Source organism: Patescibacteria group bacterium (genome assembly GCA_041665345.1).
In the GTDB taxonomy this organism is placed as follows: Bacteria; Patescibacteriota; Patescibacteriia; order PEXW01; family PEXW01; genus JBAYJA01.
The window spans coordinates 153411-179170 of record JBAYJA010000001.1 but is presented as its reverse complement, the minus strand read 5'-3'; the positions used below and the strand labels follow the sequence as shown (position 1 = coordinate 179170).

Genomic DNA, 25760 nt, shown 5'->3' with positions numbered 1-25760 from the left:
AAAAATGGGTAGCCCGGGTCCCTTGACCCGGGCGTTCTCCGTGAGGCGAGGTCAAGCCTGTCCGCCGTAATCGTAGAAGCGATGCAGGCGGGGGACCTCACCTACCCACGTCCCCATTCAAACTGCATAACAAATACCCAAAGCGAGGGCTTTGGACTACCCACAAAATTTTTCCCCCACCAACGTGCCAGCACGTCCGGCGGAGCTGGGATCCCACCACTAACACGTCCCCTCCTTTCGAAGGAGGGGTTCGGGGAGGTAATCCTTACCGGGTGGACTATGTCTGCACGAACCAAGTATTTTAGAGAACCAAAATTTCTGCTGCTCTGTGAAATAAATAACCACCGCGGCTTAGAAAAGCCGCTCTGGATGTTTTGATGGTCTTGGCTTACGGCCTACAGCTTTACGGCTTACCCCGACGATCTCGCTTTGCGAGATGTCGGGGCTCCGATATTCGACCCCGTCGAATCGTCGGAGCGGCTTCCCTCTACATTCCAAACACCTTCTTCGCATCTTCAATAGCGTTCAAGTACGCATCAGCCTCTTCCTTGGTGTTGTACAGGTAGAAACTTGCCCGGGCTGCTGCGGGTTTGCCCAAGCGGGCGAGCATGGGTTGGGCGCACATGTGGCCGGCGCGGATGGCAATCCCCCGCTCGTCAAAAATGCTGGCAATGTCGTGCGGGTGCATGCCGTCAATCCAAATAGAAAATGCAGCACCGCGATTTGGGTCTGGTTGCGAAATGCCAAATAATCGAACGCCGGCAATGGCCGTAAGCTTCGGTAAAACGTACGCAGCTATGTCCTGCTCATGCTGCCAAACATTTTGCATACCGATTTCCGTAAGGTAATCCACAGCCGCGCCTAATCCCACTACGCCCACAATGTTCGGTGTCCCGGCTTCAAATTTCCAAGGTAAATCATTCCACGTGGACGCTTCTTTCGTCACTTCTTTAATCATGTCCCCGCCGCCCAAAATTGGCTCCGTCTTTTCCATTATTTCCTGCCGTGCCCACAGCACGCCAATGCCAGAAGGGCCCAGCATTTTATGCCCGGAGAACGCATAAAAATCACAACCAAGATCTTGGACATCCACGGGCATGTGCGGCGCAGACTGGCAACCATCCACCAAAACTTTCGCGCCCACGGCATGCGCCTTTTGCACAATTTCTTTAATTGGATTGACGGTGCCCAGCAAGTTTGACATGTGCCCAACGCAGACGAGCTTGGTTTTTGCTGAGAGTAGGCTATCCAGGCTGGCCATATCCAAAATTCCTGCCTCAGGTAATGCTGGCAAAAATTTGAGAACAATCCCCTGCTCCTTGGCCAGCATTTGCCAGGGCACGATGTTGGAGTGGTGTTCCATTTCCGTGGTCAGCACTTCATCCCCAGTCTTTAGGTTTTGGCGTGCCCAGCTTAAGGCCACCAAGTTGATGGATTCGGTGGCATTTCGGGTGAAGATTATTTCCTGCGTGCTCTTGGCGTTGATGAACTTGGCAATCCGCTCCCGGCTGCCTTCGTACAAAGCCGTGGCTTCTTCGGAAAGTTGGTAAATGCCGCGGTGCACGTTGGCGTTGTGGTGGCGCTGCAGATCGTCCATTGCCTTCAGCACAGCTTCTGGCCGCTGCGAGGTTGCGGCGGAATCCAAGTAGACCAAAGGCTTGCCGTTGATGACACGGGAAAGGATGGGAAAATCTTGGTGAAGTGCAGTAAGATCAGACATACTGGTAGTAGTGTAGCGAATAATCCAGGACTGGCAACTCTCTTGACAAATAAGGGTTTAGCCTTAAGATAGGTTCAGCGGAATTGAAAAAACCTAAAAATATAGGAGGAAAAATGCTATTTCACAGAATTTGGCAAGCACAATGGGTGTTCCTTTGTGCTTTCGGTGGATTGTTCATAGCAATGTGCCTGAAGGAGAGTCTGATTACGCCAATCGCGCTTAGCGTGTGTGTAGCCAGTTTATTTGGTTTTCTTGTATGTTTTTTTACTACCCTCGACCCTGAAGTGGCCCCAGCAAACACGGCCCAATTCAATCAGAGTGGTGAATTCATTCGTACATACAAGAAAAAAACTCAAGTTTCAGACAAGACATGGAGAGATAATTCCTTCATTTCCTTGGGCGCTTGCATGACGACAAAAATGATGACCGTCCGGCCAATTACGCCAAACCCAAAGGTGCGGGAAATAACCTACAAGGTAACGGTGCGAACTCCCATGGTAGTCCCTATCCTAGCCGCAAGCATCAGAAAAATTTGGCGCTCCAAAGGAACCGTCCAAGATAACCTTGATGCGTTTGTCCGGCAGCAGTGCTACGACTTCAACGAGCAGCACAGCGTCGAATTGGGCGCACTGTACAATCCCTTGGACGAAAAGCAACAAGCGACTTTCCGCCAGCTGCTGGCTACCTTCCTGACGCCCCGCCTGGCCGAGGCAAATCTGACTTTTGCGGATGCAACTTTTAGCTGCTAGCTCGCTCATCCTACGCTCTTCAGGCCCTTCCTTTCCGAAGGGCTTTTCATTTACAAAAAACCGGCCGTCACTGATGACAACCGGTACTCTTCATGACTTTACGTTTGCGCAAGGCCTAAAATAATTTCCTTCCACTCTCCGTGCGGGTTATAAAACAGGAGCGAGGAAAAGGTACGCATGATGGGGAAGCCACGGCCGTGCTCTGCCATCCTATCCATCGTCTGCAAATCCTGGGTGAAGACCTCTGGGGGAACCGGGCCCAGCGCGTCACTGACTCCCACAAACACCCCAACGGTAGGGACGTACAGCACGCTCACCTCAATCTGCGTTTCCGTATTCGCGGGTGCGTGCAGAAAAGCATTTTGAATGAGTTCAGAAACCGCGATGACAAAATCGCTCATCGCCCAAGTGTCAAAAGGCAACTTCTGCAGGGTTGCTTCCACTTGTTCGACGATCTCTGCAATGCGCTGAGGAGCTGACGGCAGGTGCCAGTGCCACTGCGTGATTGTGGCATACGTTGGCCGAACCGCGGGCTCAGGCATTTCCCCCAGGACAAGCGCGTGTGCTGCAAGAGATTTTGGGACTCCCATGAGTACCTCCTTGAAAAATAGCTCTTTGACTCCAACCTACTCCTTGTCTCGCCAGCCGTCAAAGCTAGCGAGAACCGGGGCTTTTTTACCAGGTTTGACCTCACGCGATGACACTGCTATCCTGCACCTTCATTCACTAAAAAAGCAAAAGAGTACAAAACACTTGGAGGACAAAATGCAAAAACCGATCATTGGAATTATGGGACCTGGAAGGAGCGCGACGCAAGAAGAGCAAGCTGACGCACATGCGCTAGGCACAATTGTTGCTGAACTCGGGTGCATCCTCCTCACCGGTGGAGTGGCGCACGGGGTTATGGATGCTGCCTGCAAGGGTGCACGAGAAAGAGGTGGGATGACGATTGGCATCTTACCCCATAAACTCCCTTCAGAAACGCATCCCATTTCAGAGTACGTTGACATCCCCATCATCACGACTTTTGGCGAAGGGCGTAACCTCATCAACGCCTTTTCCTGCAAGGTCATCTTGGTGGTCGGCATGTGCCCAGGCACGGCTTCAGAGGTGTGCTTCGCAATAAAGGCTGGTGTACCAGTCATTTTGCTTAGGCCTACCGACGAAGCTCTCAACTTCTTCCAAAAAATACTCAAGGGCACCGTCCGTACTGCAAGAACCCCGCGTGACGCACGAGCCGCGTTGCAAATAGAACTCTCGTAATCCTACAGCAGGCTAACTCCAGGCCTGCTTTTTTATATTCCAATTTCAGTCACCACCTGAAAAGGCGTGCAAAAAGCCTCTGGCACGCGCTGCAGCACTGGCGCCACAAAGCCGTTGACGATCATCCGCCGAGCCGTTAGCACATCCAACCCTCGGCTTTGCAAGTAGAAAAGTTGGTCCGCATTGATCCGGCTGGTGGTGGATCCATGCGAGGCGCGCACGTCGTTGGCTTCAATTTCCAAGGTTGGAAGTGACCGAGCAAACGCTTGATCCAAAAGTAATACATCATCCCGAAAGTAGCTTTTGGTCTGCTGCGCCACTGGATCAATTTTTATTAAACCAGAAAATGTAGCTTTGGATTTCCCTTCGGCCACCCCCCGAATGGCAATGTCACCGGTGGTGTGCGGCGCCTGGTGGTGCATGGTTACATTGAACACTTGCGTTTCCATTTCTCGGCAGTGCGCCATAGCCGTGACTTTTGCAGCGGCTCCTGGTTGCATGAGGTGAATAACGATTTCCACTTCAACTGCCGCGCCGTGGAGAAGTGAGGTGATGCAGTGGAGCTGTGCGTCCTTCCCAACCTTCGCTTCAATGCGCCACTTTGCCGTTTCACCATTTGCCACTGCACCTGGTAGAGAGAGTACCAAGGCGGCACTTTCGGCGACCACAATGGTCAAAACTTTTTCCCCCGCCACCAGCGGCACAATGCGGGAAATGCTTTCTCCTGCTTTGATGAGTAGGGTATCTGACATACTAACCAACACTCCCATCCATCTCCATCTGGATAAGCCGATTAAGTTCCACGGCGTACTCCAGGGGAAGTTCCTTGGCAATGGGTTCAATGAACCCTTGGACAATCAAACTCCGTCCAACATTTTCCGGAATGCCTCGGGATTGTAAGTAGAAGAGTTGCTCTTCGCCAATCTTCCCCACACTGGCTTCGTGCGAAATTGCCGTGTCCGATTCTCGAATATCCATGGTTGGGTAAGTGTCAGATCGAGAATGCTCATCCAAAAGCAAAGCATCGCACACCACAGAAGATTTGCACCCGCGCATGCCGACGGGGACGCGAATCATGCCGCGGTAGCTGGTGCGGCCTTTGCCTTTTGCAATGGATTTGGAAATGATGGTGGAGCTGGTATTTGGTGCGCCATGGATAGCTTTCCCGCCAGCGTCTTGATGCTGCCCATCAGCGGCAAAAGCAATAGAGAGAACGTCTCCTTTGGCACCTTCGCCAAGCAAGTAAATACTGGGGTACTTCATGGTGAGCTTGGAGCCCAGGTTGCCATCAATCCATTCCATGGTCGCCTCTTCGTACGCAAAGGCGCGCTTGGTGACCAGGTTGTACACATTCTTGGACCAGTTCTGCACCGTGGTATATCGCACGCGTGCGCCCCGTTTCACAATAATTTCCACCACTGCGCTATGCAAACTGTCCGCAGCGTACACCGGTGCAGTGCAACCCTCCACGTAGTGCACCGAACTCCCCTCCTCCGCAATAATCAACGTACGCTCGAACTGCCCAACCCGCTCTGCATTGATGCGGAAGTACGCTTGCAGTGGAATATCTACCTTCACACCTTTGGGTATGTAGACAAAACTGCCGCCGCTCCACACGGCAGTGTTCAAAGCGGAAAACTTGTTATCCCCCGCCGGGACCACCGTCCCAAAGTACTGCCGGACAATGTCCGGATGTTCACGTAGCGCAGTATCCATGTCCAAAAAGATGACACCTTTTTCCGAAAGGTTTGTTCGCAAAGAGTGGTACACGGCTTCGGACTCATACTGCGCCATCACCCCGGCTAAGTACTTCTGCTCCGCTTGGGGAATGCCTAGCGCTTGGTAGGTTTTCCGAATGTCTGCGGGGACGTCGGCCCACTTCCCCACTACCCCATCTGTTGGCCGCATGTAGTAGTGGATGGCTTGAAAATCTAAATCGGCTAAGTGTCCACCCCAGGCGGGAAGGTTTTTTGCGTTGAACGTCGCCAAGGCGCGCTTCCGAATCTCCAGCATCCAGGCGGGTTCATTTTTCAAATGGGAAATCGCCTCCACAGTCCGTATGGACAGGCCGGGTTCGCTAAGGTACGTGTACTTGTCAGTCGCGTTGGGCGCCAGTTGCTGGCTAGCGACGTCGGTAAAGGTTGGCGCGGTACTCATGGTTAGGTCTTGGGCACGTACTTTTCATACCCCTCCCGCTCAATGGTCTGCGCCAGGTCTGGTCCGCCACTTTGGACAATCTGCCCGTCCGCCATCACGTGCACTGCGTCGGGTTTCAGGTGCGTCAAAATGCGGGAGTAGTGGGTGATGACCAAGACCCCCATGCTCCCCCGTAACTTTTCTACTCCGGCGGCCACCGTCCGTAAAGCATCCACATCCAGACCAGAGTCAGTTTCGTCTAAAATTGCGTACTTGGGTTGCAGCACAGCCAGCTGCACAATTTCCGCGCGCTTCTTCTCTCCACCCGAAAAACCTTCGTTCACACTCCGCTTCAAAAATGCCGCGGGCATACCCAGGGCTTCCATGGCTGCTTCTGCTCGCTTCCGCAATTCCACCGCTGACATCCCTTCCCCATGCAAAGCAGCGTACGCTGTACGGAGCAAATGCAGAAACGACACCCCCGGAATTTCTACTGGGTATTGAAAGGAGAGGAAAAGTCCGGCCTTGGCACGCTCTTCGGCGCTCAGCTCCTGGAGTAACACTCCATCCAGCGCAATGATACCGCCGGCTTGGGTGTAGCCTGGGTGACCCATGAGCACATTTGCCAGGGTCGATTTGCCAGAACCATTAGGACCCATGAGCGCGTGCACTTCCCCGCTGGGAATGGTCAACGACAAATCGCGGAGAATCTCCCGACCCTCCACCCCGGCACGGAGTTTGGTGACGACGAGCGCCATAGCCGCGCCTAGGCGAAATCCGCGATGGTGTACTTCTGCAGCGTGGCAATCAGCTGCTGGTGCATTGCTTTCCAGTGTGGCTTCAACGTGCACTCCTTGGCCAATGGACACGAACCGGGCGAGTGAATGCACCGGACAGGACCAAAATTTCCTTCAAAGAGCTCAATAATTTCCGCTACCCGAATACTCTTGGCTGGCCTGGCCAGGGCGTACCCACCCAACACCCCTTCCCGACTTTTCAAAATTTTTGCCCGCTTCAAAGACCCAGCTAATCGGCTGACGTAGCGGTAGGGTAAGCGATGCCGTTTGGCAATCACCCGCAGGGACGCAAAACCGTCCTCGCGTGCCAATGCAGTGAGGAGCACTAGTGCGTAGTCAGTTCGGGTAGAAAAAAGCGCCATAACTCGTACATACAGGATAGGAGTTCCCGCTCATCCCGTCAACCCTGTTACGAACAGGGTTGAGGGTTTGGGTGTAGCGGCGAGTGGAATTAGAAGGTGGGGTTTGGGATGAACCGCAAACTTGTCCCCTCCTTGCATAAGGAGGGGGTAGGGGGTGGTAACCCTTACCGAGGAGACATTATTATATAAACCAGGCGCGAAAAAAGAGCACGGTCAGTCTTCTTGGTTCCGTATTACCGCAAGATTGCCTGCCTCGTCGGCAGACAGGCCACGCTCCTACTGGAGCTCGCAATAACAAGAAAAAAGGCTTACAGCTTATAGCTCTATAGCTTACGGCTCTCCCCTCACTATCCTTTCGACACGCGCAACGACCAGCTAGTCAATCCAATTGCCTGGAGGTTGATAATATGCAGACCTTCGGTTACGTCAGCTTTTATTCTCGTACTACTAATTGCCTCATACGCCTGGTACACTTTGTCCCCAACCGTCAGGTTGGTATTCTCCATTGATATCTTCATCTTCCCTTTGGTTATCCCAAGTTCAAAAATGTAGGAGCCGCTCTTTGGAAAATCCGCAATGAGTTGATTATCGTAGGTCAGCGCAGCATCCTCCACGCCACCTTCACCAGTTCCGCTAATGGAAAATGGCGGCGTTGGCGCTGGGTAGACCGTCATGGTTCCAGAAATGTTTGCCGTGGCTGCAAAGTGTGCGCCTTTCGTGAAGTCCTTCAAGACGCCCCACACTTTCCCTTTATCATAACCTCCGCGGAGGATATTGTAGCGTCCATCTAAAGCGTAACTCGGTCCATGGTTGTCTTCACCTCCCGCAAAATCCATCACGAAATTGGCATTCGGAAGTGCAGTCCGCGACTCTAATCGTAACGTCACCCCGCCTTCATCCCGCCGGACCCGGAAGGGAAAACTCTGCACCGCCTTCAACGGCACATTCCGCACAATGGGCGCGGGTACCCCGGGGGTATTCACCGGCCGGAGCTGGCTAATGACCTTTGGATCTTCAGAGGGGATTTTGGTTGGATCGTATCCAGTACGCACTTCATCGCCATCCGTATACCCATCGCCATCAGAGTCGGGGTTCAACGGGTCGGTCTTGTACTCCCGCTCTTGGTCGTTGGTAAGCCCGTCATCGTCAAAATCCGTATCTGTATTGACATTGGTGTTCGCATTCGTGTTCAGGTCGATATTCGCGTTCGCATTTGCATCGCCATTCACATTTGGCAATTCGGCATTCACGTTCTCATTCCCGTTTGCGTTTTGATTTGCATTGGTGTTTGCCACCGGCTGCTTCCCACATGCTGCAACGCCCACGCTCAACGCAAGGGCACAGACGGCAAGGAGGAAGGCTTTCTTCATGGGCATACTATACCACTTTCATCCCACCTGGAGCAATGTGCTTAGCGGACAGGATTTTCCGTCAGCACAATGGCATTCGGGATATTTCGCCCCGGTCCCACGCGGTACTGGTTATCAAAGACCAAGGCGGATGAACCGCCGCCGTCCAGGTTTATGGCGTACTCCATATTGAACGCAGCAGCAATGGCACCCATGTCCAGGACTGTCGCGCTGCTGCCAACCAAGAAGTAAATGTTGCGACCTTTCAAAGCGATAGCACTTCGTGCGCTCTTCACTGTGCGCTGCTTACTATCTAATTCACTTGCAGTCACTACTACCTGCTTATTGATGACCAATGCAGGGCCATTGGAGATGAGCGCCGTCAACCTGGTATCGTACTGCGCTTCAAACCCGGCTAGCCCGGGCCAGTCTTTCGCTTCCCGCCAGAAGTGCCAGTGGTTCTCGGTATCAAAAGCGAGTAACGGACCATGGTTAAATTTATTCTGGGTTTGGTTCACAAAGGTCCCGTGAATGGAATTGTAGACCATCCAAAAGTAGGAACCGTCTTGATTCCGGCAAGCGGCGTAGTCTGCTGGACAGAAGTACGTGCCGTTAATACCTGCAAAACCTTGGAGCCGTTGGACGTACTTGATGAGCGGGGCTACCGGACAGTTGTCTTTGCAGTCCCCTTTCGTATTCGTCAGGGTGGCGATCCGAAGTTTTGGGTTCTGCAAATTGACGGCAACCACCTGGACCGTAAACTTGCCACGGGAGGTAACGAGGTCAGTATACTTTCGCCAAGAAGAATTGGAATGCACGATGCGATCGGACGCTGCAAAACTCAGCTGCGGCATGCTCACAATACCAAGCAAAAATCCTAACACAATAAAACCAAGCATTCGTTGTTTCATATGCAAAAGAGTATAGCATGAGGAAAAGCCGCTCTGGAACAACAACCACATAGTCTCTACCCCTCGATTCGTCTAACGCACTTGGAGCTCCGACATTCGACCCCGTCGAATCTTCGGAGCGGTATTATAGCTGACTCCCTAGTTTACGGCCTATGGCTTACGGCTCTATGGCTTTATGGCTTCTCCCCTACACTCGTTTTTCCTCAAAGCGGAAGGTGACCACAGCGAGCACGACCAGAACCACGGCCCAGCCAAAGACCCACGCCAGGTCACCTTTGATAGCGTTGAAACTCGCGCCTTCCCCCACAATAGATCGCAACGCATTGGCAAAAGGTTGCAATGGTAGGTACTCCACCACATGCTGCAACCAGCCCGGCATGCTGGTGGTGGGAAAGAAAATCCCAGAGAGGAAAAGCATGGGGAAGATAATGATGTTTGCGATTGCCGGCACAGCCTCCACGGTTTTGGACAGACCGGAGATGGTGAAACCAAGACCGAGGAACATAATGCTCCCCAGGAGTACCGTCAGCAAAATGAGCAGTGGATTACCGTAAATATGCGACTTGAAGATGAGCGCGCCCACAGCCAGCAGTATGGCAGACTGAGCAACGGCCACAATCAACCGAGTGATAACTTGGGACGCTACAAAATCCTGCGGTTTCATGGGCGTGGCCAGCAAGCGCTTCAGAATCCCCTTCTCTTTATAATCCGTGAACACAAAGGCGACGGAGAAGACGGCCATTTGCATAATGGACATAGCTACAATGCCCGGGAGCAGGAAATCAATGTACCGCACTTTCTTGGCGTTGATGGATTGCACATCGAGGTTGAAGAGCGTGGGTGCCTTGGTCACCTGCAGCGTGGTCTTGTCAAAGAGCTGGTTCAGAATGCTAATGGCGGTCTGTCCCTGCTGCTCGTACGCTACATTCTTCAAGATGACGACCTGCTTTGGTGCTGGGACTGTTTTGCTCTTTGGGTCTGGGAAAAGATTGTCTGGGATCAGCACCACAACCGCTCGTTTCCCGTTCTGCAGTTCAGCACGTTCACCCGTCTCAGTCCCGCTATGAACTTTAAAAACCGAAATGTCGTTTAAAGAATCTACGAACGTCTGCGTGGCTGGAGATGGGTTCTCCGTGACAATGCCCAAATCAATGGTCTGTGGCTTGTCAAAGCCAATGAGACCAAAGATGCCAATGAAAATGAAGGGCATGAAAATGGTGAAGAACAGCGCCTGCTTATTCCGCACGAACATCTTTAGAGAAGCGATGGTGAGTTTGCGAATGGTCATAGGTGTAGAGTGAGTGTCGCGGGATTTACTCGCGGAGTTTCCGTCCGGTGAGCTTCAGGAAGACATCTTCCAACGTCGCCTGGTGCACCTGCACATCGTGCAAAGCAACCCCCTGCTGCTGCGCCAGGGTAAAGAGCGCGGGCAACGCTTTCTCTGGCTGCTTGGTTTTAAAGGTGAACATATGGTCCATCACCTCCACACCGGAGATCTCCGGAAGTTGCCCCAATGTTTCCACGGAAATCGCACGATCCACATTGCATTGCACCGTGGTCCCAACATCCGCGAGCTTCAGAAGGTTGTGCGGCGTATCCAGCGTCATGATCTTGGCATGATCCATAATTGCAATCCGGTCGCAGAGCACTTCGGCTTCTTCCATGTAGTGCGTGGTGAGGATAATGGTGACACCGCGGCCTTTTATCTGGTTAATCAAATCCCACAAATTCCGCCGAGCTTGCGGATCCAACCCCGTGGTTGGTTCGTCCAGGAACAGCACCTTGGGTTGGTTGACCAAAGCCACGGCAATGGACAGCCGCTGCTTCTGCCCGCCAGACAACTCCTTTACTTTACTTTTCCATTTCTCCTCAAGCTGGACCTCACGAAGTAATTTCATGGCATCAACTTCTTTGCCGTACAACGCGCCAAAAGTTTCCACCAACTCTTTCAAGTTTAGCCCGTCAAAGAAAGCTGAGGACTGGAGTTGCACACCAATCACCGCTTTAACCTCCCGAGTCAGCTTACTCACATCTTTCCCATCAAGGAGAACCGTACCACCCGTGATGCCTTTCAAACCTTCCATCATTTCCAGCGTCGTGGTTTTCCCAGCCCCGTTCGGACCTAAAATCCCAAACGTCTCACCTTTTTCAACGGTAAAGGAAATGCCGTCAACGGCAGTAAAATCACCATACTGCTTCTTGAGATTCTGTACTTGGATAATATGCTCGGCCATGTGCATAAAGGTTAGAGGAGTTTACGTTGGAGAGAAGTGAACTGCGCTAGTTCTGCATTGGTGAGCGGCTGCAAAAGCTTGGCGAGACGGCGGAGGTGCGCACGGTGGAAAGTCGCAAAGGTCTTCCTCCCTTTCGGTGATAGGGTGAGCCAAGCAACCCGCCGGTCCCGTGTATCAGCCTTCCGCGCAACCAAGCCAAGCTGTACCAGGCTTTCCACCAGCTGCGTTGCCGCACTGGGCGTGGTGCCCAGAACGGTAGCCAGCACTTTGGTGGTTGTTGTGCCCTGCTGGTGCATGAGGTAGAGCAAACGCGCCTGCCCCGGATGAAGCGTGCATTTTGCCAAGGTGTGGCCAACCCCACTCCAGAGTTTCCGGCCAATGGCCCGAATGCCTTCCTGGAATTGCTCAATGAGTTGCTGGCGTGATTGGAGATTGGTCATACAAAAGGTCGCTGCTACATAGTTTAGCAGCTAATATATTCCGGTCAAGTCCTTTACCGCAAGAAGTCCAGGTACACCCCAGCGAGCAAGGCGACACCCGAGGAAACGAAGATGAGAATGTAGTTCCACTTCTCTCGGCTGGAACCCAGGGTTTGAAAAACGTAGGTCATGGCTTGCCGCTCTTCAGCTGACAACTCAGCAAGCTGAGGGACTTTCTGTGCGAGATTGTATTTTTGGAGCACCATACTTCGCCGCTGGGCAATTTGGAACCGGTGGGCAAAGTAAATAATAAAACCGACGGTACCAATGTACCAGGAGCCTTTCAAAAGTGCGGGATTGGCGTCACTGAAAAAGATAATCGCCCGGTAGCAAATTGTGGCAATGACACCCGACCAGAAAAAGAACAGCCGGAGCGGGCGGGGATGGGGAGTTGGAATGGCTGGTCTGTCCTGCATATCCATACTTTAGCACAAAAGATCAGCGCTCTGCGGCCAGCCCTCAGTTGACGCCAGGGCTGCCACATGCCAGAATCGCATTGCAAAGGATAGCTCTTTTACCACACCGGAAATTTTCTTTGGAGGGAGGACGTGAACAAGAATAAACAGCGAAAGCAACTTTTGGCAACCCCGCTCTCAGCCCTTATTATGGAAGATATTGCTAGGGGTTCCATTAAAATTGTCTTGGAGACATTTGGGGAAATGAGAGGTCGGCTGACCACAGCAGACTGTGTGGCAATTTTTGCCTTTCTCCAGGCGCGCCGGCAAACCAAAGTGTACTCCTGGTCTCACCCGGAAACCCAGCTCCGGCGGCAACTCATTGTCCTGCTCCTGGAGCGCAGCGACTTCTGGAAGCAAATCATGCAGGCACACCCAGGCATTGGCTTTGTCCCGCACCGGGGGCAATACCATATCAACTTCCCGTGTGGCACTGCAATTGTTATTGAAGAAACTGCGCTGACCCCCGTAGCCCTGCGGCAAATGGTGAAGTACCTACACCTACGAACGAGTCAGGCACTCTAACAAACACCGCCTGCGTCACTTTCGGCACACCTATTCTGGTGTGCCGTTTTTTTGTGCAAATGTCCCACACCCTCCACTGATAGTTTTCAATCTGCCCTGCAGTGCCTTATGGCTTGACGCGGAGGTTTCCTGCATCTACAGTGTGGAGAACACCAAAAACCCTCAAGAAAGGAAAATCGCATGAAACGCTCATTCCATTTCTGCCTTCGTTTGCTGGCTCTCAGCACACTCCTGTTTCAAACCGCACTGGCCTGGTATACCACGCCGCCAACGCCAACGATCCTCGACCACGCTGGTTTCCGAACAACGGTTGCCGCCTGGGGCGCCATTGGTGGCTACCCCGGCCTTGATCTCCCATCATTTGAATGGCCCGCGGGTTCTGGCCGGAATTACCTGGGTGAGTGCGGGTTCCTCCTGAACGGCGCGACGAAAAATCACGAGTACATCGCCTCAACGACAAATGAGTTGATGGGTGTGGTGCAACCTGATGGTACGCAAAAACCGGTTTCCCTCCGCCGTGCCCCGCTCATCCTGAATGACACACTCACGTCGTTCATGTTGGAGCAAACGGAAACCATCCTCAACGATCAGTCGCATGGGTCTACGTTTCTCTGCACCCTGCGGACCAGCACCACGGATGCGCCGTTATTTACCGGCTGCCTCTTCCTTCGGCTCACCGTGGTGAACTGCGGAACGGAAAACTTCTCCCCGCTCTCGCTTGGCCTGTACCTGGATGCTGATATTGGAGAATCACATGGCTTCACCGACGCCGGTCGGCTTGATGATGCGGTTGGAGCATTTCCTGGGCTGCTCTACACCTACGATGTTGATGGGTATGATCAAGCATGGGGCAGCACGGTTACGCCTGGAGTCATTGGATCGTTCATTGCCAACCCATTTACCGAAAGTCAAAGTCGCATTGGTGAATTTGGAAATTTTGGACACTGGAGCTCCCGTGATATCTTCAATGGTGATATGGAAAACCTCCCACTCACCAAACAAAACTACGACTGCGTGTACTACCAGTACGCCATGGTTCCGCAACTTCCGCCTGGCCAGTCCACCCAACTTGACTTTGTCATTCTGGTCGCCCCTAGCCCTGAAGCACTGCAAGCGAAAGCAGTTGCCGCACGCATTATCGCCAGTACAATCCTGAATCAGTAGGATTCCGCCCCAACTTCGGTTGGGGCTTTTTTATACAAAAAAAGAAACCCCACATTCATCATTCGTTTGTAACGAAATGAAGATGCAGGGTTTTTATATGTTAGTCCAAAGGGCTAAAACCAAGGACCAAAGGTTCCAAAACCTAAGGACTATTTGCTACTTGCGAAGCGAACCGCGGGCCGGCCGTCATGCCAGTCATCGCGGAGCCAGCGCCAACCCAACGCGACCTGGCCACCCTCCACACAAAGGGACGGGACGAGCAGGCGGCCATCGCGGTACTGCACGACTGACTTCCAGAAGTACACGACATTATTGCCGAAGGCTTTCTGAAAGGCAGCAACGCCCAGCTTTTGGATTGCGAGAGCGTCTTGCAGATTGCCGCACGACGCAAGCATGTTGTTCTGCTTGAGGTAGTCGTAGATGACTTTGCCGTCGACGACACCGCTGTTCTTCTGCTTGTCGTGCAGCCACAGCGAAACTGCACTGGCAATGTCGTATATAAGCGGACCGGTTTTCTCAAGCTCTGAATGCATGACTTTTTTAACAAAGTCGGGGTAGACCGGCTTGATGGAACGAACAATGTGGACGATGGTGTCCAATGGAATTTCTTCCTTAGGTGCAATCGGGACGATCTTTGCGCGGCCGTGAAGTACCTTGAGAATGTCGGGCAGTTGCGTTGACTGCCCAAGAAGCGTGATGTCATGAGGTTTGAAGCCTTCTGCTTCAAGTCTGTCCATCAACTGATGGGTTTGACCTTCTAAGTAAGAAGACATGTCTTCCTCCTTGTTTTGGCACATGTGCCGTTGTTGTTTGCCAAAAACCACCACTGTAGTGGTCATAGCCACTAGCTACTCACCGATGAGGATCTAATGGCTATGACCACGTTCTTTTTTCAAGGTGCCAAACATCAAAAAAGCCTACTGCTGGCCATAGTTTTTGTCAATGGCTGCTTTGTCGCACTGCGCGTTGAAGAAAAACCCCTCACGATTTCGTAAGGGGTTTGGAAGCCAGAAGGAACGATTCGTGCTGAGTAAGGATGGCCTGCGTGATTGGTGAAAGTGGCAACAGTCGTGCTTCCAGCAAGGTAAACCATCCAGCTGTAGCAATCTCTGCCGCAGGAGTAATGTCACCTTCAACACTGCAACCGTAGATGTAGACACAAGCCCGTTGGCCGCTTCCCGGAGTGAGGCCTATAACCTTACCGAGTGCAACTTGTATGTGCAACGTTGCCAGCGGCAGCTCTTCATGGAATTCCCGGTGCAAACCTTCCCCGTCGGTTTCATCGGGTTCCAATTTTCCACCGGGTAAAATCCAAAACTCGCCTTTCTGAACCAGCAAGACCTTCCCTTTGCTAACCGCAAAAGCATTGATGACGGTGATCATCCCTACTCCTTTCTTCAAATGGACATTGTTCCTCCTACCTTACGGCTGCGTGGGGTGGACGTCAACTGCCGCGGCCAGGTGACGGCGCCAGAGGTGCACCACGCGGACAGTCATGGCAATGGCGCCGGTGATCCCAAAGCCAATCCACAGAAAACGTAAGCCGGTACTTTGAATATCGGTGCCTAAATTCCACGAGTGAATCCAGGCGCTGGCAAACACGATGTAGTTGAAGACGTGCACTTTCCGCCACCAGCGCTGCACCCAGGGGCGCGTCCGAAGCAGGGCGGATAAGGCAGTAAGCAGCACCAGCAGGAGCGCCGTCAAACCAAAGTAGATGAAGACCTGCTGCGTGGGCTCCACGTATGAACGGTTCAGGTAGTCAGTCCAACCCACGCCCACCAACAGGAGGACAGGATGGATAAGCGCGAAGAGTAAGACCGTGGGCCCCACCACGCGGTGCTGCGCAAAACCCAAGCCCACCCACTTGGTCCACTTGGACATCATCGAACCCAACAGCACCTGGGTCCACACCAGGGTGAAGGCATACAAACCCACTAAGGGGAAAAGTTCTCGGCAGGCATCTGTGAAGGTTAGGCCTTCCAGAAAAACCAAACCGTCCCGTTCCTGGAAAAAAACGTAGGCTGGGGCAATGGCGATAGCCAGCCAGACGAGCATCGTGACCACGCGTAAAGCTTTTTTCATACCCCGAGTGTACCATGACTCCCCGCTCCCGAAAACTCCGCCCAAAAAAGCACGAGTTGACAATCCAGCCCAACACGCCTTTACTACAGACACTCTCCGCTAACCATTACCATATGCCCACGCCCTTCCAAACTCCAGCCCTCCCCTACGCCTACGAAGCGTTGGAGCCGTTCATCGATGCCGAAACCATGCACCTGCACCATGACAAGCATCACGTCACCTACACCACCAAGCTGAATGCCGCTTTGGAAAAGTTTCCGGAATGGTTTGAGAAACGCGTGGAAGACATGCTGAAAAACTTGGACGCCGTGCCTGAGAGCATCCGGCCTGCGGTGCGGAACCACGGCGGTGGCCACGTGAACCACGCCCTCTTCTGGGAAATCATGGGGCCTAACGCCGGCGGCAAACCCACGGGCGATTTGCTGGCCGCTATTGAAAAAGATTTGGACGGGTGGGACGCATTTGTAGCGACCTTTGAAGAAGCCGCGACTCTGCAATTTGGCTCGGGTTGGGCATGGCTGAGCGTCGCTGACGGCAAACTCATGGTGGAGAAAACTGCCAACCAAGATTCACCCCTGTCCCAGGGTCACACACCTATTCTGGCACTGGACGTGTGGGAACACGCCTACTACCTCAAGTACCGCAATGTTCGGCCAGACTACATCAAAGCCTGGTGGAACGTGGTGAACTGGACTGCAGTGGCAGAAAAATTTGCAGCGGCAAAGTAAGCACGAATTTATTCGACGAAAAAAGCGCCCCGACTGTGTCGAGGGGGCGCTTTTGTGAATGATCACGGTTGTTTCTTCCTGGCGTTTCTATGAGTTATGATGAAGTAAATACCGAGGCCCACGATAGCTATAAGGAACAGCGATCTTCCCCAATCAGATGGCAGGGAATCAAGAAAATGTGCTAGCGGACTCGCAGGATTGTCCAAGATATAAAAAGCAAAAAGGATGGGCACTCCAAGAACCCCAAATAGAATAAGTGCTGTTTTTAACATTTTGATCTCCTTTGTGTTACATCCATCCTATCGAGTTCGGCCTGGGGTGTCAAAAAAACGCCGCTGATTACTCAGGGGCGCTTTTGTGAATGATCATGGTTGTTTCTGCTTTCCAGATTTTTGTCTGGTAAAGATGAAAAAAAGAAGGAGCCCAATGACTGGAACGAGAACAATGGCTTCGCCCCAGCTCGATCCTGAAGACTGGGCTGGCGGTGAAGCGGGTGAATCACCCGCCACCAGGGTAAACGCGGTTGTGAAACTCAGCATCAACAATCCTGCTACAAAGACGAATGCTTTTTTCAAGGTCTACTCCTTTTTAATTTCAGTATTTCGCTTCCCTATCTTTCTCTTCATAACGAAAAGAAAAATGCAGAGCCCTACCAGAGCCACAATCAGCGTAAAGGTTTGCCAATCAAAGACATAGGGTTCCACAAGTTTATCACCTGGCAAAAGAGCAAGCGCTGTGGTACTGGTCAGGACAACGAGTCCGAGTAGTAAGAATACTTTTTTCAACATTTTGTTCTCCTTTGTTATAACCAGACCCTACCAAGCTACAACCTAAATGTCAAAAAACCCTCTGCGATGCCAGAGTGAGATGCAAAAAAGCAATAACCACCGCTAGGGTCTACGCAAATCCGGTTGCGGAAAATGATTGTGCTCGTTTTGCCGTCGTTGCCGCCTGGCTACCCAATCTGGGTAGAAGTACATCCAGATGCCAGTGAATATCATGAGCACAAACACGACGGAAAAGTACGTGCTGAGATTATTGTGCAAGAAACGGATGTACTCCTGGTCAACGAACGTTAGATAGTCTGCAGCAATCACTGGAAATTTCAGGAGCAGTCCGGTAATTGCCATTGCCAAACCCAGCACAAGGATGCCAAGCACCAAGTACCGGTGCACCTTTTTCATGAAAACAAAAGTATTAGTCATCATCGTTTTCTTCTTCCTGCCCATTCGTGGTGGGCGAAGTTGGTGATGGTGTTACAATTTGCTGCACTTTTGTGGTTGTGGTCGTGCTGCCCACAGTGCCAATGACCAAACCACTGAGCTGCTGGCTGGCAAAGTTGGAGTGCGAACCCTGCCCACCTTGCGTGGCAAAGGCCTGGGTTGCATCCCGACCACAGTAGGGAATAATGGTGGAACGACCACCCGGGTGCGCACTGAGGTAGCCACTGACGGCGTAGACTTTCCCAGAAATGATGAGCCAGCAATCGGTAGCAGTATTATGTTTCGCTACTGTCGCCGTATTCAGAACCACCGTGCTGCTTGGTTGTGGCACACTGGCCGAAGTATTCGCATTCACCGTCACGGTGTTGGTGTTCACCGCACTCACGGTGTTCGTGTTGGTGCTGTTGGTATTGCTGTTTCCAATGACCTCGTTCAGCTGACCCAGGTATAGCGCACCCAACTGGGTAAAAGCGGTGCGCGAGTGTGAGCCTTGGCCACCTTTTGTCAGAAACGCCGAGGTTGCATCTGCACCACAAAAAGGTAGAACAATAGATTGGCCACCCGGGTGTAATTGCAGGTATTGAGTGGCGTCGTAAACACTTCCCTGAATCAGCAACCAGCAATCCCCTGCCGTGCTGTGCTGGCCTATGGTTGCCGTATCTAGAATACTCGTCCCGGTAATGTTCGCGTTCGACGTCAGGACTTGCACGCTAGGGTTATGGTTCAGTAGCTGCAATTGCTGCTTCTGCTCACGGTACGAAGCGGTAAATGCAGAAACTAGCACCAAAATGGCAATGATACTGGTTATGCCAAAAAAATTTTCTACCTTCATATTCATATTCTAACATAACTTGTGAATGTACTTTGAAAAAAGAGGGCACCCCGAGGGATGCCCAAACAGCAAAATGAGTGCAAAAACGAATTTCCCCCGCAAAACAGTGACCCGCCATCTTCCAGGCGGTGATGACCGTGAGACGTTCCAGGCCTCGGCACGGGGTGGAGATCCCTCCATTCACAGGACAAGAGTTCACGACTTTTTGTTTCCAACCGGTATAGTACCTACACATACCTCGGTGTCCGCCTGACTTTTGTAGTTTAACCGGCCACTTCCAAGGCTACGCTTTTCAAAAAAATTGTCAATAAAAAAACGCCCCCAGGAAAGCCAGGGGCGTTTGAAAGAATGTACAAAACTCAGAACTAGCTAATCATTTTGGCAGCAATGGGCATGCGCCGACCAGACCCAAAGGCTTTGGAGGTTACCTTCGGACCCGGTGCAAGTTGCCGCCGTTTGAACTCATTCGTGTTGACCATGCGAATGACCCGATGCACTGTGGCTGCATCCGCCAAACCAAGCTCGATAATCTGCCCTACCGTCATCCGATCTTCATTGTAGGCTTTCAGAATCGGATCCAGCACCTCATACGCCGGCAATGAATCAGTGTCTTTCTGATCCGGTCGAAGTTCGGCCGATGGCGGCTTGGTGAGGGTACTTTCGGGAATGATTTCTCCAAACCGATTGACGTACCTTGAGAGTGCATACACCAAAGTCTTGGGAATGTCGGAAATGACCGCATACCCACCTGCCATATCGCCGTACAACGTGCAGTAGCCCACAGCCACTTCCGATTTGTTGCCGGTGGTCAAAACGATTTTTCCCACCCGGTTTGAAAGCGCCATGAGTATATTCCCCCGCGTCCTGGCCTGGATGTTCTCCTCGGTCACATCACCCGGTCGTGCAGTTGCTGGGTACCAACCAATGATCGGCTCCAGCGCTTTCCCGTAGCTATCAACCGTACAACCAATGGGAACGGTGAAACACTGTATTCCCAAATTCTTGGCGAGAGCCAGAGAGTCACTGACGCTCCCGCTCGAAGAGAGCACTGAGGGCATGGTTATGCCTACAACCTTGTCGGGGCCCAGCGCATCAACTGCGATTGCCGCGGTTAACGCAGAGTCAATACCGCCAGAAAGGCCAATGACCACACCTTGCTGACAACCAACTTTCGCAATGTAATCACGGGTGGCCATAACCAAAGCATCGTAGAGATCACGCAGGTTATCATCGAACGGATACGCAACCGGAGTAGGGTTGTCCATATCGACTATAACAACCTGCTCCTTGAACGGCTCCGCAGCGCCAATGCATTCCCCTTGGGGATTGACAACGAAACTCCGGCCGTCAAAAAGAATGTCGTCATTGCCGCCAACTTGATTGACGTACACTACGTTACACTTGCAACGCTGTGCGATATTCTGCACTAGGGTAAACCGCTCCCGACCTTTGTGCCAGGTGTACGGCGAACCGTTGAGAACGAAAAGGAAGTCCACACCCAGACCCTCAAGGTGACCGACTGGATCATCTTTGTACAGATGATGACCGCTGACAAATTCAGAACCGTACCAAATGTCTTCGCATACTAATGTGGCGATGGATGTCCTATCCCGCCTGATCGGACGCGGGAGTTCGGCAGGCGTGAAATACCGCTGCTCATCAAATACATCGTACGTCGGCAGTAAACACTTCCGACCAATAACCAGCACCTGTTGATCGTAGATGTGTATCACACTGTTAAACAGGGGTTTCCCTGTCCCGGTGGTATTCCGCTCCGCAATGCCAACAATGAGGCTCGTTTCGCCCTTCACTTCCTGACGGAGGCGTTCAATTTGCGCATCTTGACGTTCCAAGTATTCTGGAAATTCCAACAAATCCTGAGGCGGGTAGCCAAAGATAGCCAACTCCGAACTCACTGCATACCGCGCACCTTGCGCTTTCGCCTGCTGATAGCCAGCAATAATCTTCGTGGTGTTTCCTTCTAAATCACCCACGGTAAAATTCAGTTGGAGCAAAGCGATTTTCACAACTATGTCCTTTCTCTATTGAGTTTTTAATTAACTTTTTTCTTTCCCTCCAATCCCCCACTACTTGTGGGATGCTGGAGGGAACGGTGGAGAAATGCTTCTCCACCGAAAGAACCTTTTTACTTTGCAAGATCGCCCAGCTTCCGCAAAGCCAGTTTCAGCGTGTCTTCCAACGTTTCTGCCAGCGGCACCAGATGTTGACCAGCGCGGTAACGCATGTAACTTACCTTCCGCGCTTCTGGCGGCGTACCCAGAACAATTTTGCCGGACTTGAACCATTCACCAAATTCGATATTGGTCGTGAAGGCTGGCATGGTCTCCAGTACACGTGGTACCCAGAAGGCAATAACTTGAGCCCGCGCAAGGGCACTGGTTTCCCAGTCAATCCGATCCGTATACGCTGCCATATCCACCTTTGGCAACTGGCCGTTACGATACTCAGGTACAAAGACCACGCCGTCATACCCAAGCCGCTCCAACGTTTCCAGCGCCTTTGGACGCCAGGTTTGCACTCCTTCATGCCGTGGCGTAGGTCCGGCTAAAAAAATTGATTTGTCACTCGGTGGTGGAAAGGTTTCAAGCCAGTATACGACGCGCATTTTTCCTCCTGTGCAATATGTTTATAATGATCAGTTTTCCTCACTTCAATTATCCAAACTCTTGCATAACTAGAATGAGGGGTGGGAGATAGTTGAAATCTCCCACCGGAATGTACATACCATGCAAGCAAATCAGACTTTGCACTCTTCGGTATGCGTATTCGTATAGCCGAATACGCGTTTATACCGTTCGACTTCATCTTTCGGACCCATGGCCTTGGCCAAATTGTCCGAAAGCTTCACACACGGTCGGCCATTCGCTTCAATTGTCTTGGCGACAAGAGAGAGCGTGGGTAAACCGAGATCATTCGTGAGGGTTGTGCCCCAGCCAAATGACAGGCCGATGCGGTTACAAAATTGATTGTGAAGCGCGATGATCTTCTGAATGTCTAAACCATCACTCGGCAACCAGAGCTTCGTCTTGGGGTCAATACCTAGACTCTGGTAGTACTGAATAACTTGCTCGCCGCCCACAAACGGATCACGGGAGTCCTCCCGCACACCTTTCCACTTCTTTGCTCGCTCTTCACCAAATGTTTGAAAGAAGAAATCGGAGCCAAAAGTGTCCGGTAGCGCGATAGAGAGACCGTAACCGTACAACTCCCACCACTGATCAAGCACTTTGTCAGTGGAAGCCAGAAGTGCAGCATCGTCCTTAGCGAGGGCGCCAACTACCATTTGCAGTTCATGCGCGTTGGTACCCATGGGAACTAAGCCAAGGTCAAACGCCAACTTTGTGTTTGACGTACCACGGAATTGCGTCGGTGGTAATTCTTCGGCTAACGCACAGACGACATCGCGCTGCCAAACTCGGCCAAATCTCCGGCGTGTACCAAACTCGATGAATGTTAGGTCAGGGTGCTCCTTGAGTTTTTTTATTTTCTCGTGGAGTCGCTTGATACCTTCGGCATAGATTGCCTGTCGATCGAACCGAGTTTCTTCCTTCAGGATTTCTAGGTAGTACAACTCGTTGGCAATCGCCAGCGAAATTGTCTCCCAGAAAGTAACGGCCGGCCAAAGACAAGTGAAGCGTAGATCAAACTGACCATCAACCACGCGTAACTGATAATCACTCATGGCGAGTGCCTTCAGGAAATCCAGGTAATCCTCCGAAAACATGTTCTTCCCGTAGATATCCATACCTCGCATGTAAAAAATTTCACTCAAGTTGAATCTGAGGTAATCCCGGACGTAGTTCAGCTGCTCACGTAAAGCTCCTTCTGGAATAATTTCCGCGAGGCGAACGTGACTCGTACGGTTCTTCATCCCGAAGGTTACCTCGACGTCCCGGTAGTACTTCCAAATGAAGTGGCTCATCGTGAACTTATAGAAGTCCACGTCAAGCAACGACTGGATGATCGCCTCATCTTTTCGAATAAAGCGTGTTGTAAGCACCTTCAATCACTCCCTTCAAATCGTTTTCGTTTCGTTCATCTCGCGTTCGAATTTCTCCAGCTGGTCTGTTAATGCTTGCAGACGGTGTTCCATTTGCCAACGCAGGAACCACTGGATCATGCCGAAGACACGAGCATCTTCACAAACCAGGGATTCAAGTTGCTCAACCGGAATCATGATCCGGTCAATGAACTCTCCTTCCTCGTGCAGTCCGTAAAGCTTACCGCTGGGGTCAATTTGGTCATCGGAAATTTCCACGTAACCAATCCAGCATAGTTCATCAATAATGCCGGCTGAGAGGGCAAGCGGGTGACCAAAGTTGAGTACTTTGATCTGACTGGCATCAATGGCGATTCCAGCTTCCTCTGAAGCCTCGCGAACCAGCAACTGGATTGGCGTCTCGTCTTTGTCGAACCGACCAGCGAGAAGTTCCGTAATCGAACCTTCCGGATTGTGTGCAGAAACCATGGGCGCACGCTGCTGCCGGACCAGCACAATGGCATTACGATCTTTCAGAAAGACCAATAAACCGGCTGAGTCTGAAGCGTGTAGCACCGACCAATTTCGACCATTGATATCAACAGTCTCCAAGGCGAAACTGCCTTGCGGTCGCACTTTTGGCTGTACCATAATGTTCCTTTCTCAAATATATGTTCATTTGCTTGCATGTTTTCAAGGTGCATCACCCAGAACTATTTCTGGATGAAAGCGCTGCAACCAACCAAGTTCGTTGCAAAGCTTTGAAGGAATATGCGGGGGGCATGGAGTAGAACCATGCCCCCGCACAATGGAAAGTGCGACTATTGAAGATACTGCTCAACGAACTGAATTGCGCGGATCTTCTCCTGCAAATCGTGTGCGCCGAAGAATCCAATTTCCACGGAAGCAATATTGCTGGTTCGGGCATCGAGCTGCATGGTTTGCCCAAAGGAAATACCATCAACAAATGCATCTACCGGACGCTTCTCCGGTTCCAAAGTTCGGATGCAAATCCGATCGGTAATTGGCAGGTACGCTGGCCGCCACCCAAAGGGGGAAAACACATTGCTGCCCACGAGGATAAGCTGACTCGAGCCCACCGGAAGTGGCATAGCGCCCATTGCCCGCGCATACGAGGTTGATCCCGCGGCCGTACTCACCAGCATGCCATCTGACACCACGGACTTGAGGCAGACTCTGCCGTTCACGCGAACCTCAGATTTCGCTGCTTGCCCATTGTTCTGCGAATGCGTCCAGCAGTCGTTGAACGCCAAGGCATTTGCCGTGGTTCCATCTGGCCGCACTGACTCCACGTACAGCATGGGCGACTGGACAAAAGAGAGGTCATCAAAGGCGTGATCCATTGCGGTGATTTCTTCGAAGCTATTCATGAGGAACCCCCAATGGCCAGCATTCATGCCGATGAAGGGCAAACGTCGGCGCCACTCCTGCCGAATTGCTTGCAGCATCATGCCATCACCGCCACAGACCAAAATGCCGTTTGGATTTTCAGCATCCTCAAACCGCGCGAACTGCGAAGCGATTGCCATTGCTCGTGGCGTCTCAGCATCTGCCAGTATGAGCAGGCGAGGATTATCTAAGCTGGCATGCTTCGCGGTTGTGGCCGCCATCATGCCCCGGTACAGATTGTACCGATGAATGTAGGTCTCCACGCTCGGCATCACCAAACCGGTAATTGGTTTGTGTCCGAACACGCGATCCCGAATGTCTGTGCTGGAACCGACAAGGTCTACATGCACAAACTGGCAGTGTGGGGGTAGATCCACAGGATCAAAGGGAGTGTGCAGGCGATTGCAAACAATGAAGTTTGCATTTTCCCACAGTGTTTTCCCCTGCTCCCACTTGCGGTGAATGGCTGACTCACCATAGCGACCGTTGGCAATAAGATCGCCACCAACTGCCAAGCAAAGTTCCGCTCCAGGATATTCTCGCTCATACCTTTGCAACAACTCCCAACTTCGCGTGAATACTGATCGTTCTAAGTCAGACAGATCCACGCATACATTTGGAATGTCCTGAAAGGTCATGTCGGTCATTGCTGCACGGTACAACGGCGGGATATCATTCGTGGTCAACTTGTCCGGCCGTAAACCGCACGGCACCACAATGACCAGGTCTGCATACTTCGCCATTTCCTGCACCAATAAACGATGGTGTATCCCAGGCGGATTAGCGCTTAAGCCATACATGATGACTTTCACTGTATCCTCACTTTCGGATGAAATTCATTTTCTTAAGGTGCAAGGCCACAACCTAATGTTATGACCAGAGATAGAAGATGATCACATAATCATCTCTCGTCTCTTCATGAGAAAGGGGTGAAGTATGCACAAACAAGCACATACTTCACCCACAACATCCATTAGAACACTGGCTCTTCCCCAGCAGGTTTTGTATGGTTTGTGTATTCTGGTTTTCCGCAATGGATGCAATCCCGTCGCCAACGTTTCTCGGTTCGGGCGGGCACGTCCATTGGAAATCGATGATCTGCGCCGCTAAACTCCGGCGGGTCGCCGGGAATGTGATATGCAGCATGCTCGATGGGGTCGTACTGTACTGGGCCCCAGCTATGCGAGCACCGTGCTTCAATCGCTTCAAGCGCTTGTCTCGCTTGCTTGAGTTGTGCCTCAAGTTCGGGAATCAACTTCCGCAACTCAAAGGCTTGTACGTTTACCATGTTTCACCTCGTTCTGATTGAATGTGTATTTCTGAAAGTGCAAGGCCACA

Annotated in this window: 30 protein-coding genes; 5 read left to right on the top strand and 25 right to left on the bottom strand. The window is 51.9% G+C overall.

Features of this window, described 5'->3' with window-relative positions; genetic code table 11:
* Nucleotides 1-487 precede the first annotated feature (487 nt).
* Nucleotides 488-1720, bottom strand: a complete 1233-nt coding sequence (locus WCV85_00910; GenBank protein MFA6473415.1) for a cysteine desulfurase — start codon at nt 1718-1720, stop codon at nt 488-490.
* Between the two features lie 407 nt (nt 1721-2127).
* On the opposite strand from WCV85_00910, the gene WCV85_00905 reads away from it, so the two are divergent.
* Nucleotides 2128-2469, top strand: a complete 342-nt coding sequence (locus WCV85_00905; GenBank protein MFA6473414.1) for a hypothetical protein — start codon at nt 2128-2130, stop codon at nt 2467-2469.
* Between the two features lie 98 nt (nt 2470-2567).
* On the opposite strand, the gene WCV85_00900 is transcribed toward WCV85_00905, so the two are convergent.
* The gene (locus WCV85_00900; protein MFA6473413.1) at nt 2568-3059 is read right to left on the bottom strand and encodes an ATP-binding protein; all 492 of its coding nucleotides are present in this window, start codon (nt 3057-3059) and stop codon (nt 2568-2570) included.
* Between the two features lie 175 nt (nt 3060-3234).
* Here WCV85_00900 and WCV85_00895 point away from each other — a divergent pair, with 175 nt between their 5' ends.
* Nucleotides 3235-3732, top strand: a complete 498-nt coding sequence (locus WCV85_00895; GenBank protein MFA6473412.1) for a cytochrome — start codon at nt 3235-3237, stop codon at nt 3730-3732.
* Nucleotides 3733-3764: 32 nt separating this feature from the next.
* Here WCV85_00895 and WCV85_00890 read toward each other — a convergent pair whose 3' ends face one another.
* The 10 genes from WCV85_00890 to WCV85_00845 all read right to left on the bottom strand — a co-directional run bounded on the left by WCV85_00890 (nt 3765) and on the right by WCV85_00845 (nt 12416).
* Nucleotides 3765-4484, bottom strand: coding sequence for a SufD family Fe-S cluster assembly protein (locus WCV85_00890; GenBank protein ID MFA6473411.1), 720 nt, complete (start codon nt 4482-4484; stop codon nt 3765-3767).
* 1 nt (nt 4485) lies between these two features.
* Nucleotides 4486-5889 (bottom strand): Fe-S cluster assembly protein SufB, encoded by a 1404-nt coding sequence (sufB, locus tag WCV85_00885; GenBank protein MFA6473410.1) that lies wholly within the window; start codon nt 5887-5889, stop codon nt 4486-4488.
* A gap of 2 nt (nt 5890-5891) precedes the next feature.
* Nucleotides 5892-6626, bottom strand: coding sequence for a Fe-S cluster assembly ATPase SufC (gene sufC, locus WCV85_00880; protein ID MFA6473409.1), 735 nt, complete (start codon nt 6624-6626; stop codon nt 5892-5894).
* Between the two features lie 8 nt (nt 6627-6634).
* The gene (locus tag WCV85_00875) at nt 6635-7027 is read right to left on the bottom strand and encodes an Rrf2 family transcriptional regulator (GenBank protein ID MFA6473408.1); all 393 of its coding nucleotides are present in this window, start codon (nt 7025-7027) and stop codon (nt 6635-6637) included.
* A gap of 347 nt (nt 7028-7374) precedes the next feature.
* Complete coding sequence (locus WCV85_00870; protein ID MFA6473407.1) at nt 7375-8397, bottom strand: hypothetical protein; 1023 nt, start codon at nt 8395-8397, stop codon at nt 7375-7377.
* Nucleotides 8398-8438: 41 nt separating this feature from the next.
* On the bottom strand, nt 8439-9287 hold the full coding sequence (locus WCV85_00865; GenBank protein MFA6473406.1) for a phosphodiester glycosidase family protein: 849 nt from the start codon (nt 9285-9287) through the stop codon (nt 8439-8441).
* Between the two features lie 187 nt (nt 9288-9474).
* Nucleotides 9475-10575 (bottom strand): ABC transporter permease, encoded by a 1101-nt coding sequence (locus WCV85_00860; protein MFA6473405.1) that lies wholly within the window; start codon nt 10573-10575, stop codon nt 9475-9477.
* Between the two features lie 25 nt (nt 10576-10600).
* Nucleotides 10601-11521, bottom strand: coding sequence for an ABC transporter ATP-binding protein (locus WCV85_00855; protein ID MFA6473404.1), 921 nt, complete (start codon nt 11519-11521; stop codon nt 10601-10603).
* 11 nt (nt 11522-11532) lie between these two features.
* Nucleotides 11533-11961, bottom strand: a complete 429-nt coding sequence (locus tag WCV85_00850; GenBank protein MFA6473403.1) for a MarR family transcriptional regulator — start codon at nt 11959-11961, stop codon at nt 11533-11535.
* A gap of 53 nt (nt 11962-12014) precedes the next feature.
* Nucleotides 12015-12416, bottom strand: a complete 402-nt coding sequence (locus WCV85_00845) for a hypothetical protein (GenBank protein ID MFA6473402.1) — start codon at nt 12414-12416, stop codon at nt 12015-12017.
* Between the two features lie 132 nt (nt 12417-12548).
* Here WCV85_00845 and WCV85_00840 point away from each other — a divergent pair, with 132 nt between their 5' ends.
* Together WCV85_00840 and WCV85_00835 are read left to right on the top strand one after the other, a co-directional pair.
* A complete protein-coding gene (locus WCV85_00840) occupies nt 12549-12980 on the top strand; it encodes a hypothetical protein (GenBank protein ID MFA6473401.1) in 432 nt (143 codons plus the stop codon).
* Between the two features lie 180 nt (nt 12981-13160).
* Nucleotides 13161-14144 carry a hypothetical protein gene (locus WCV85_00835; GenBank protein ID MFA6473400.1) on the top strand — a complete coding sequence of 328 codons (984 nt, stop codon included), beginning with the start codon at nt 13161-13163 and terminating at the stop codon, nt 14142-14144.
* 149 nt (nt 14145-14293) lie between these two features.
* Here the strand turns inward: WCV85_00835 and WCV85_00830 are convergent, their stop codons facing one another.
* From WCV85_00830 to WCV85_00820, 3 genes are all read right to left on the bottom strand, one after another.
* On the bottom strand, nt 14294-14917 hold the full coding sequence (locus WCV85_00830; GenBank protein MFA6473399.1) for a hypothetical protein: 624 nt from the start codon (nt 14915-14917) through the stop codon (nt 14294-14296).
* A gap of 208 nt (nt 14918-15125) precedes the next feature.
* The gene (locus WCV85_00825) at nt 15126-15545 is read right to left on the bottom strand and encodes an NUDIX hydrolase (protein ID MFA6473398.1); all 420 of its coding nucleotides are present in this window, start codon (nt 15543-15545) and stop codon (nt 15126-15128) included.
* 21 nt (nt 15546-15566) lie between these two features.
* Nucleotides 15567-16229, bottom strand: a complete 663-nt coding sequence (locus WCV85_00820) for a ferric reductase-like transmembrane domain-containing protein (protein MFA6473397.1) — start codon at nt 16227-16229, stop codon at nt 15567-15569.
* A gap of 113 nt (nt 16230-16342) precedes the next feature.
* Between WCV85_00820 and WCV85_00815 the strand changes: the two genes are divergently transcribed.
* A complete protein-coding gene (locus tag WCV85_00815) occupies nt 16343-16957 on the top strand; it encodes a superoxide dismutase (GenBank protein ID MFA6473396.1) in 615 nt (204 codons plus the stop codon).
* A 365-nt stretch (nt 16958-17322) separates the two neighbouring features.
* Here the strand turns inward: WCV85_00815 and WCV85_00810 are convergent, their stop codons facing one another.
* The 10 genes from WCV85_00810 to WCV85_00765 form a co-directional block, all read right to left on the bottom strand.
* Nucleotides 17323-17532 (bottom strand): hypothetical protein, encoded by a 210-nt coding sequence (locus WCV85_00810; protein MFA6473395.1) that lies wholly within the window; start codon nt 17530-17532, stop codon nt 17323-17325.
* A 3-nt stretch (nt 17533-17535) separates the two neighbouring features.
* Entirely contained in the window at nt 17536-17745 is a 210-nt protein-coding gene (locus WCV85_00805; protein ID MFA6473394.1) for a hypothetical protein, read from the bottom strand.
* A 102-nt stretch (nt 17746-17847) separates the two neighbouring features.
* Nucleotides 17848-18141 carry a hypothetical protein gene (locus WCV85_00800; GenBank protein MFA6473393.1) on the bottom strand — a complete coding sequence of 98 codons (294 nt, stop codon included), beginning with the start codon at nt 18139-18141 and terminating at the stop codon, nt 17848-17850.
* A gap of 13 nt (nt 18142-18154) precedes the next feature.
* Nucleotides 18155-19012 (bottom strand): cytochrome b5-like heme/steroid binding domain-containing protein, encoded by an 858-nt coding sequence (locus tag WCV85_00795; GenBank protein ID MFA6473392.1) that lies wholly within the window; start codon nt 19010-19012, stop codon nt 18155-18157.
* Nucleotides 19013-19377: 365 nt separating this feature from the next.
* Nucleotides 19378-21039, bottom strand: coding sequence for an NAD+ synthase (locus tag WCV85_00790; protein ID MFA6473391.1), 1662 nt, complete (start codon nt 21037-21039; stop codon nt 19378-19380).
* 119 nt (nt 21040-21158) lie between these two features.
* Nucleotides 21159-21638 carry a nucleoside 2-deoxyribosyltransferase domain-containing protein gene (locus WCV85_00785; protein ID MFA6473390.1) on the bottom strand — a complete coding sequence of 160 codons (480 nt, stop codon included), beginning with the start codon at nt 21636-21638 and terminating at the stop codon, nt 21159-21161.
* Nucleotides 21639-21770: 132 nt separating this feature from the next.
* Nucleotides 21771-23033, bottom strand: coding sequence for a nicotinate phosphoribosyltransferase (gene pncB / locus WCV85_00780; GenBank protein ID MFA6473389.1), 1263 nt, complete (start codon nt 23031-23033; stop codon nt 21771-21773).
* Between the two features lie 15 nt (nt 23034-23048).
* The gene (locus WCV85_00775; protein MFA6473388.1) at nt 23049-23663 is read right to left on the bottom strand and encodes an NUDIX hydrolase; all 615 of its coding nucleotides are present in this window, start codon (nt 23661-23663) and stop codon (nt 23049-23051) included.
* Nucleotides 23664-23833: 170 nt separating this feature from the next.
* Nucleotides 23834-25234, bottom strand: a complete 1401-nt coding sequence (locus WCV85_00770) for a hypothetical protein (protein ID MFA6473387.1) — start codon at nt 25232-25234, stop codon at nt 23834-23836.
* A 161-nt stretch (nt 25235-25395) separates the two neighbouring features.
* A complete protein-coding gene (locus tag WCV85_00765) occupies nt 25396-25710 on the bottom strand; it encodes a hypothetical protein (GenBank protein ID MFA6473386.1) in 315 nt (104 codons plus the stop codon).
* Between the last annotated feature and the right edge of the window lie 50 nt (nt 25711-25760).

Excerpts from the sequence above, each read along its gene's own strand:
- WCV85_00910 (MFA6473415.1), bottom strand. The coding sequence starts at position 1,720 with ATGTCTGATCTTACTGCACTTCACCAAGATTTTCCCATCCTTTCCCGT.
- WCV85_00905 (MFA6473414.1), top strand. The coding sequence starts at position 2,128 with ATGACGACAAAAATGATGACCGTCCGGCCAATTACGCCAAACCCAAAG.
- WCV85_00900 (MFA6473413.1), bottom strand. The coding sequence starts at position 3,059 with ATGGGAGTCCCAAAATCTCTTGCAGCACACGCGCTTGTCCTGGGGGAA.
- WCV85_00895 (MFA6473412.1), top strand. The coding sequence starts at position 3,235 with ATGCAAAAACCGATCATTGGAATTATGGGACCTGGAAGGAGCGCGACG.
- WCV85_00890 (MFA6473411.1), bottom strand. The coding sequence starts at position 4,484 with ATGTCAGATACCCTACTCATCAAAGCAGGAGAAAGCATTTCCCGCATT.
- sufB (MFA6473410.1), bottom strand. The coding sequence starts at position 5,889 with ATGAGTACCGCGCCAACCTTTACCGACGTCGCTAGCCAGCAACTGGCG.
- sufC (MFA6473409.1), bottom strand. The coding sequence starts at position 6,626 with ATGGCGCTCGTCGTCACCAAACTCCGTGCCGGGGTGGAGGGTCGGGAG.
- WCV85_00875 (MFA6473408.1), bottom strand. The coding sequence starts at position 7,027 with ATGGCGCTTTTTTCTACCCGAACTGACTACGCACTAGTGCTCCTCACT.
- WCV85_00870 (MFA6473407.1), bottom strand. The coding sequence starts at position 8,397 with ATGAAGAAAGCCTTCCTCCTTGCCGTCTGTGCCCTTGCGTTGAGCGTG.
- WCV85_00865 (MFA6473406.1), bottom strand. The coding sequence starts at position 9,287 with ATGAAACAACGAATGCTTGGTTTTATTGTGTTAGGATTTTTGCTTGGT.
- WCV85_00860 (MFA6473405.1), bottom strand. The coding sequence starts at position 10,575 with ATGACCATTCGCAAACTCACCATCGCTTCTCTAAAGATGTTCGTGCGG.
- WCV85_00855 (MFA6473404.1), bottom strand. The coding sequence starts at position 11,521 with ATGGCCGAGCATATTATCCAAGTACAGAATCTCAAGAAGCAGTATGGT.
- WCV85_00850 (MFA6473403.1), bottom strand. The coding sequence starts at position 11,961 with ATGACCAATCTCCAATCACGCCAGCAACTCATTGAGCAATTCCAGGAA.
- WCV85_00845 (MFA6473402.1), bottom strand. The coding sequence starts at position 12,416 with ATGCAGGACAGACCAGCCATTCCAACTCCCCATCCCCGCCCGCTCCGG.
- WCV85_00835 (MFA6473400.1), top strand. The coding sequence starts at position 13,161 with ATGAAACGCTCATTCCATTTCTGCCTTCGTTTGCTGGCTCTCAGCACA.
- WCV85_00830 (MFA6473399.1), bottom strand. The coding sequence starts at position 14,917 with ATGTCTTCTTACTTAGAAGGTCAAACCCATCAGTTGATGGACAGACTT.
- WCV85_00820 (MFA6473397.1), bottom strand. The coding sequence starts at position 16,229 with ATGAAAAAAGCTTTACGCGTGGTCACGATGCTCGTCTGGCTGGCTATC.
- WCV85_00815 (MFA6473396.1), top strand. The coding sequence starts at position 16,343 with ATGCCCACGCCCTTCCAAACTCCAGCCCTCCCCTACGCCTACGAAGCG.
- WCV85_00805 (MFA6473394.1), bottom strand. The coding sequence starts at position 17,745 with ATGTTGAAAAAAGTATTCTTACTACTCGGACTCGTTGTCCTGACCAGT.
- WCV85_00800 (MFA6473393.1), bottom strand. The coding sequence starts at position 18,141 with ATGAAAAAGGTGCACCGGTACTTGGTGCTTGGCATCCTTGTGCTGGGT.
- WCV85_00795 (MFA6473392.1), bottom strand. The coding sequence starts at position 19,012 with ATGAAGGTAGAAAATTTTTTTGGCATAACCAGTATCATTGCCATTTTG.
- WCV85_00785 (MFA6473390.1), bottom strand. The coding sequence starts at position 21,638 with ATGCGCGTCGTATACTGGCTTGAAACCTTTCCACCACCGAGTGACAAA.
- WCV85_00775 (MFA6473388.1), bottom strand. The coding sequence starts at position 23,663 with ATGGTACAGCCAAAAGTGCGACCGCAAGGCAGTTTCGCCTTGGAGACT.
- WCV85_00765 (MFA6473386.1), bottom strand. The coding sequence starts at position 25,710 with ATGGTAAACGTACAAGCCTTTGAGTTGCGGAAGTTGATTCCCGAACTT.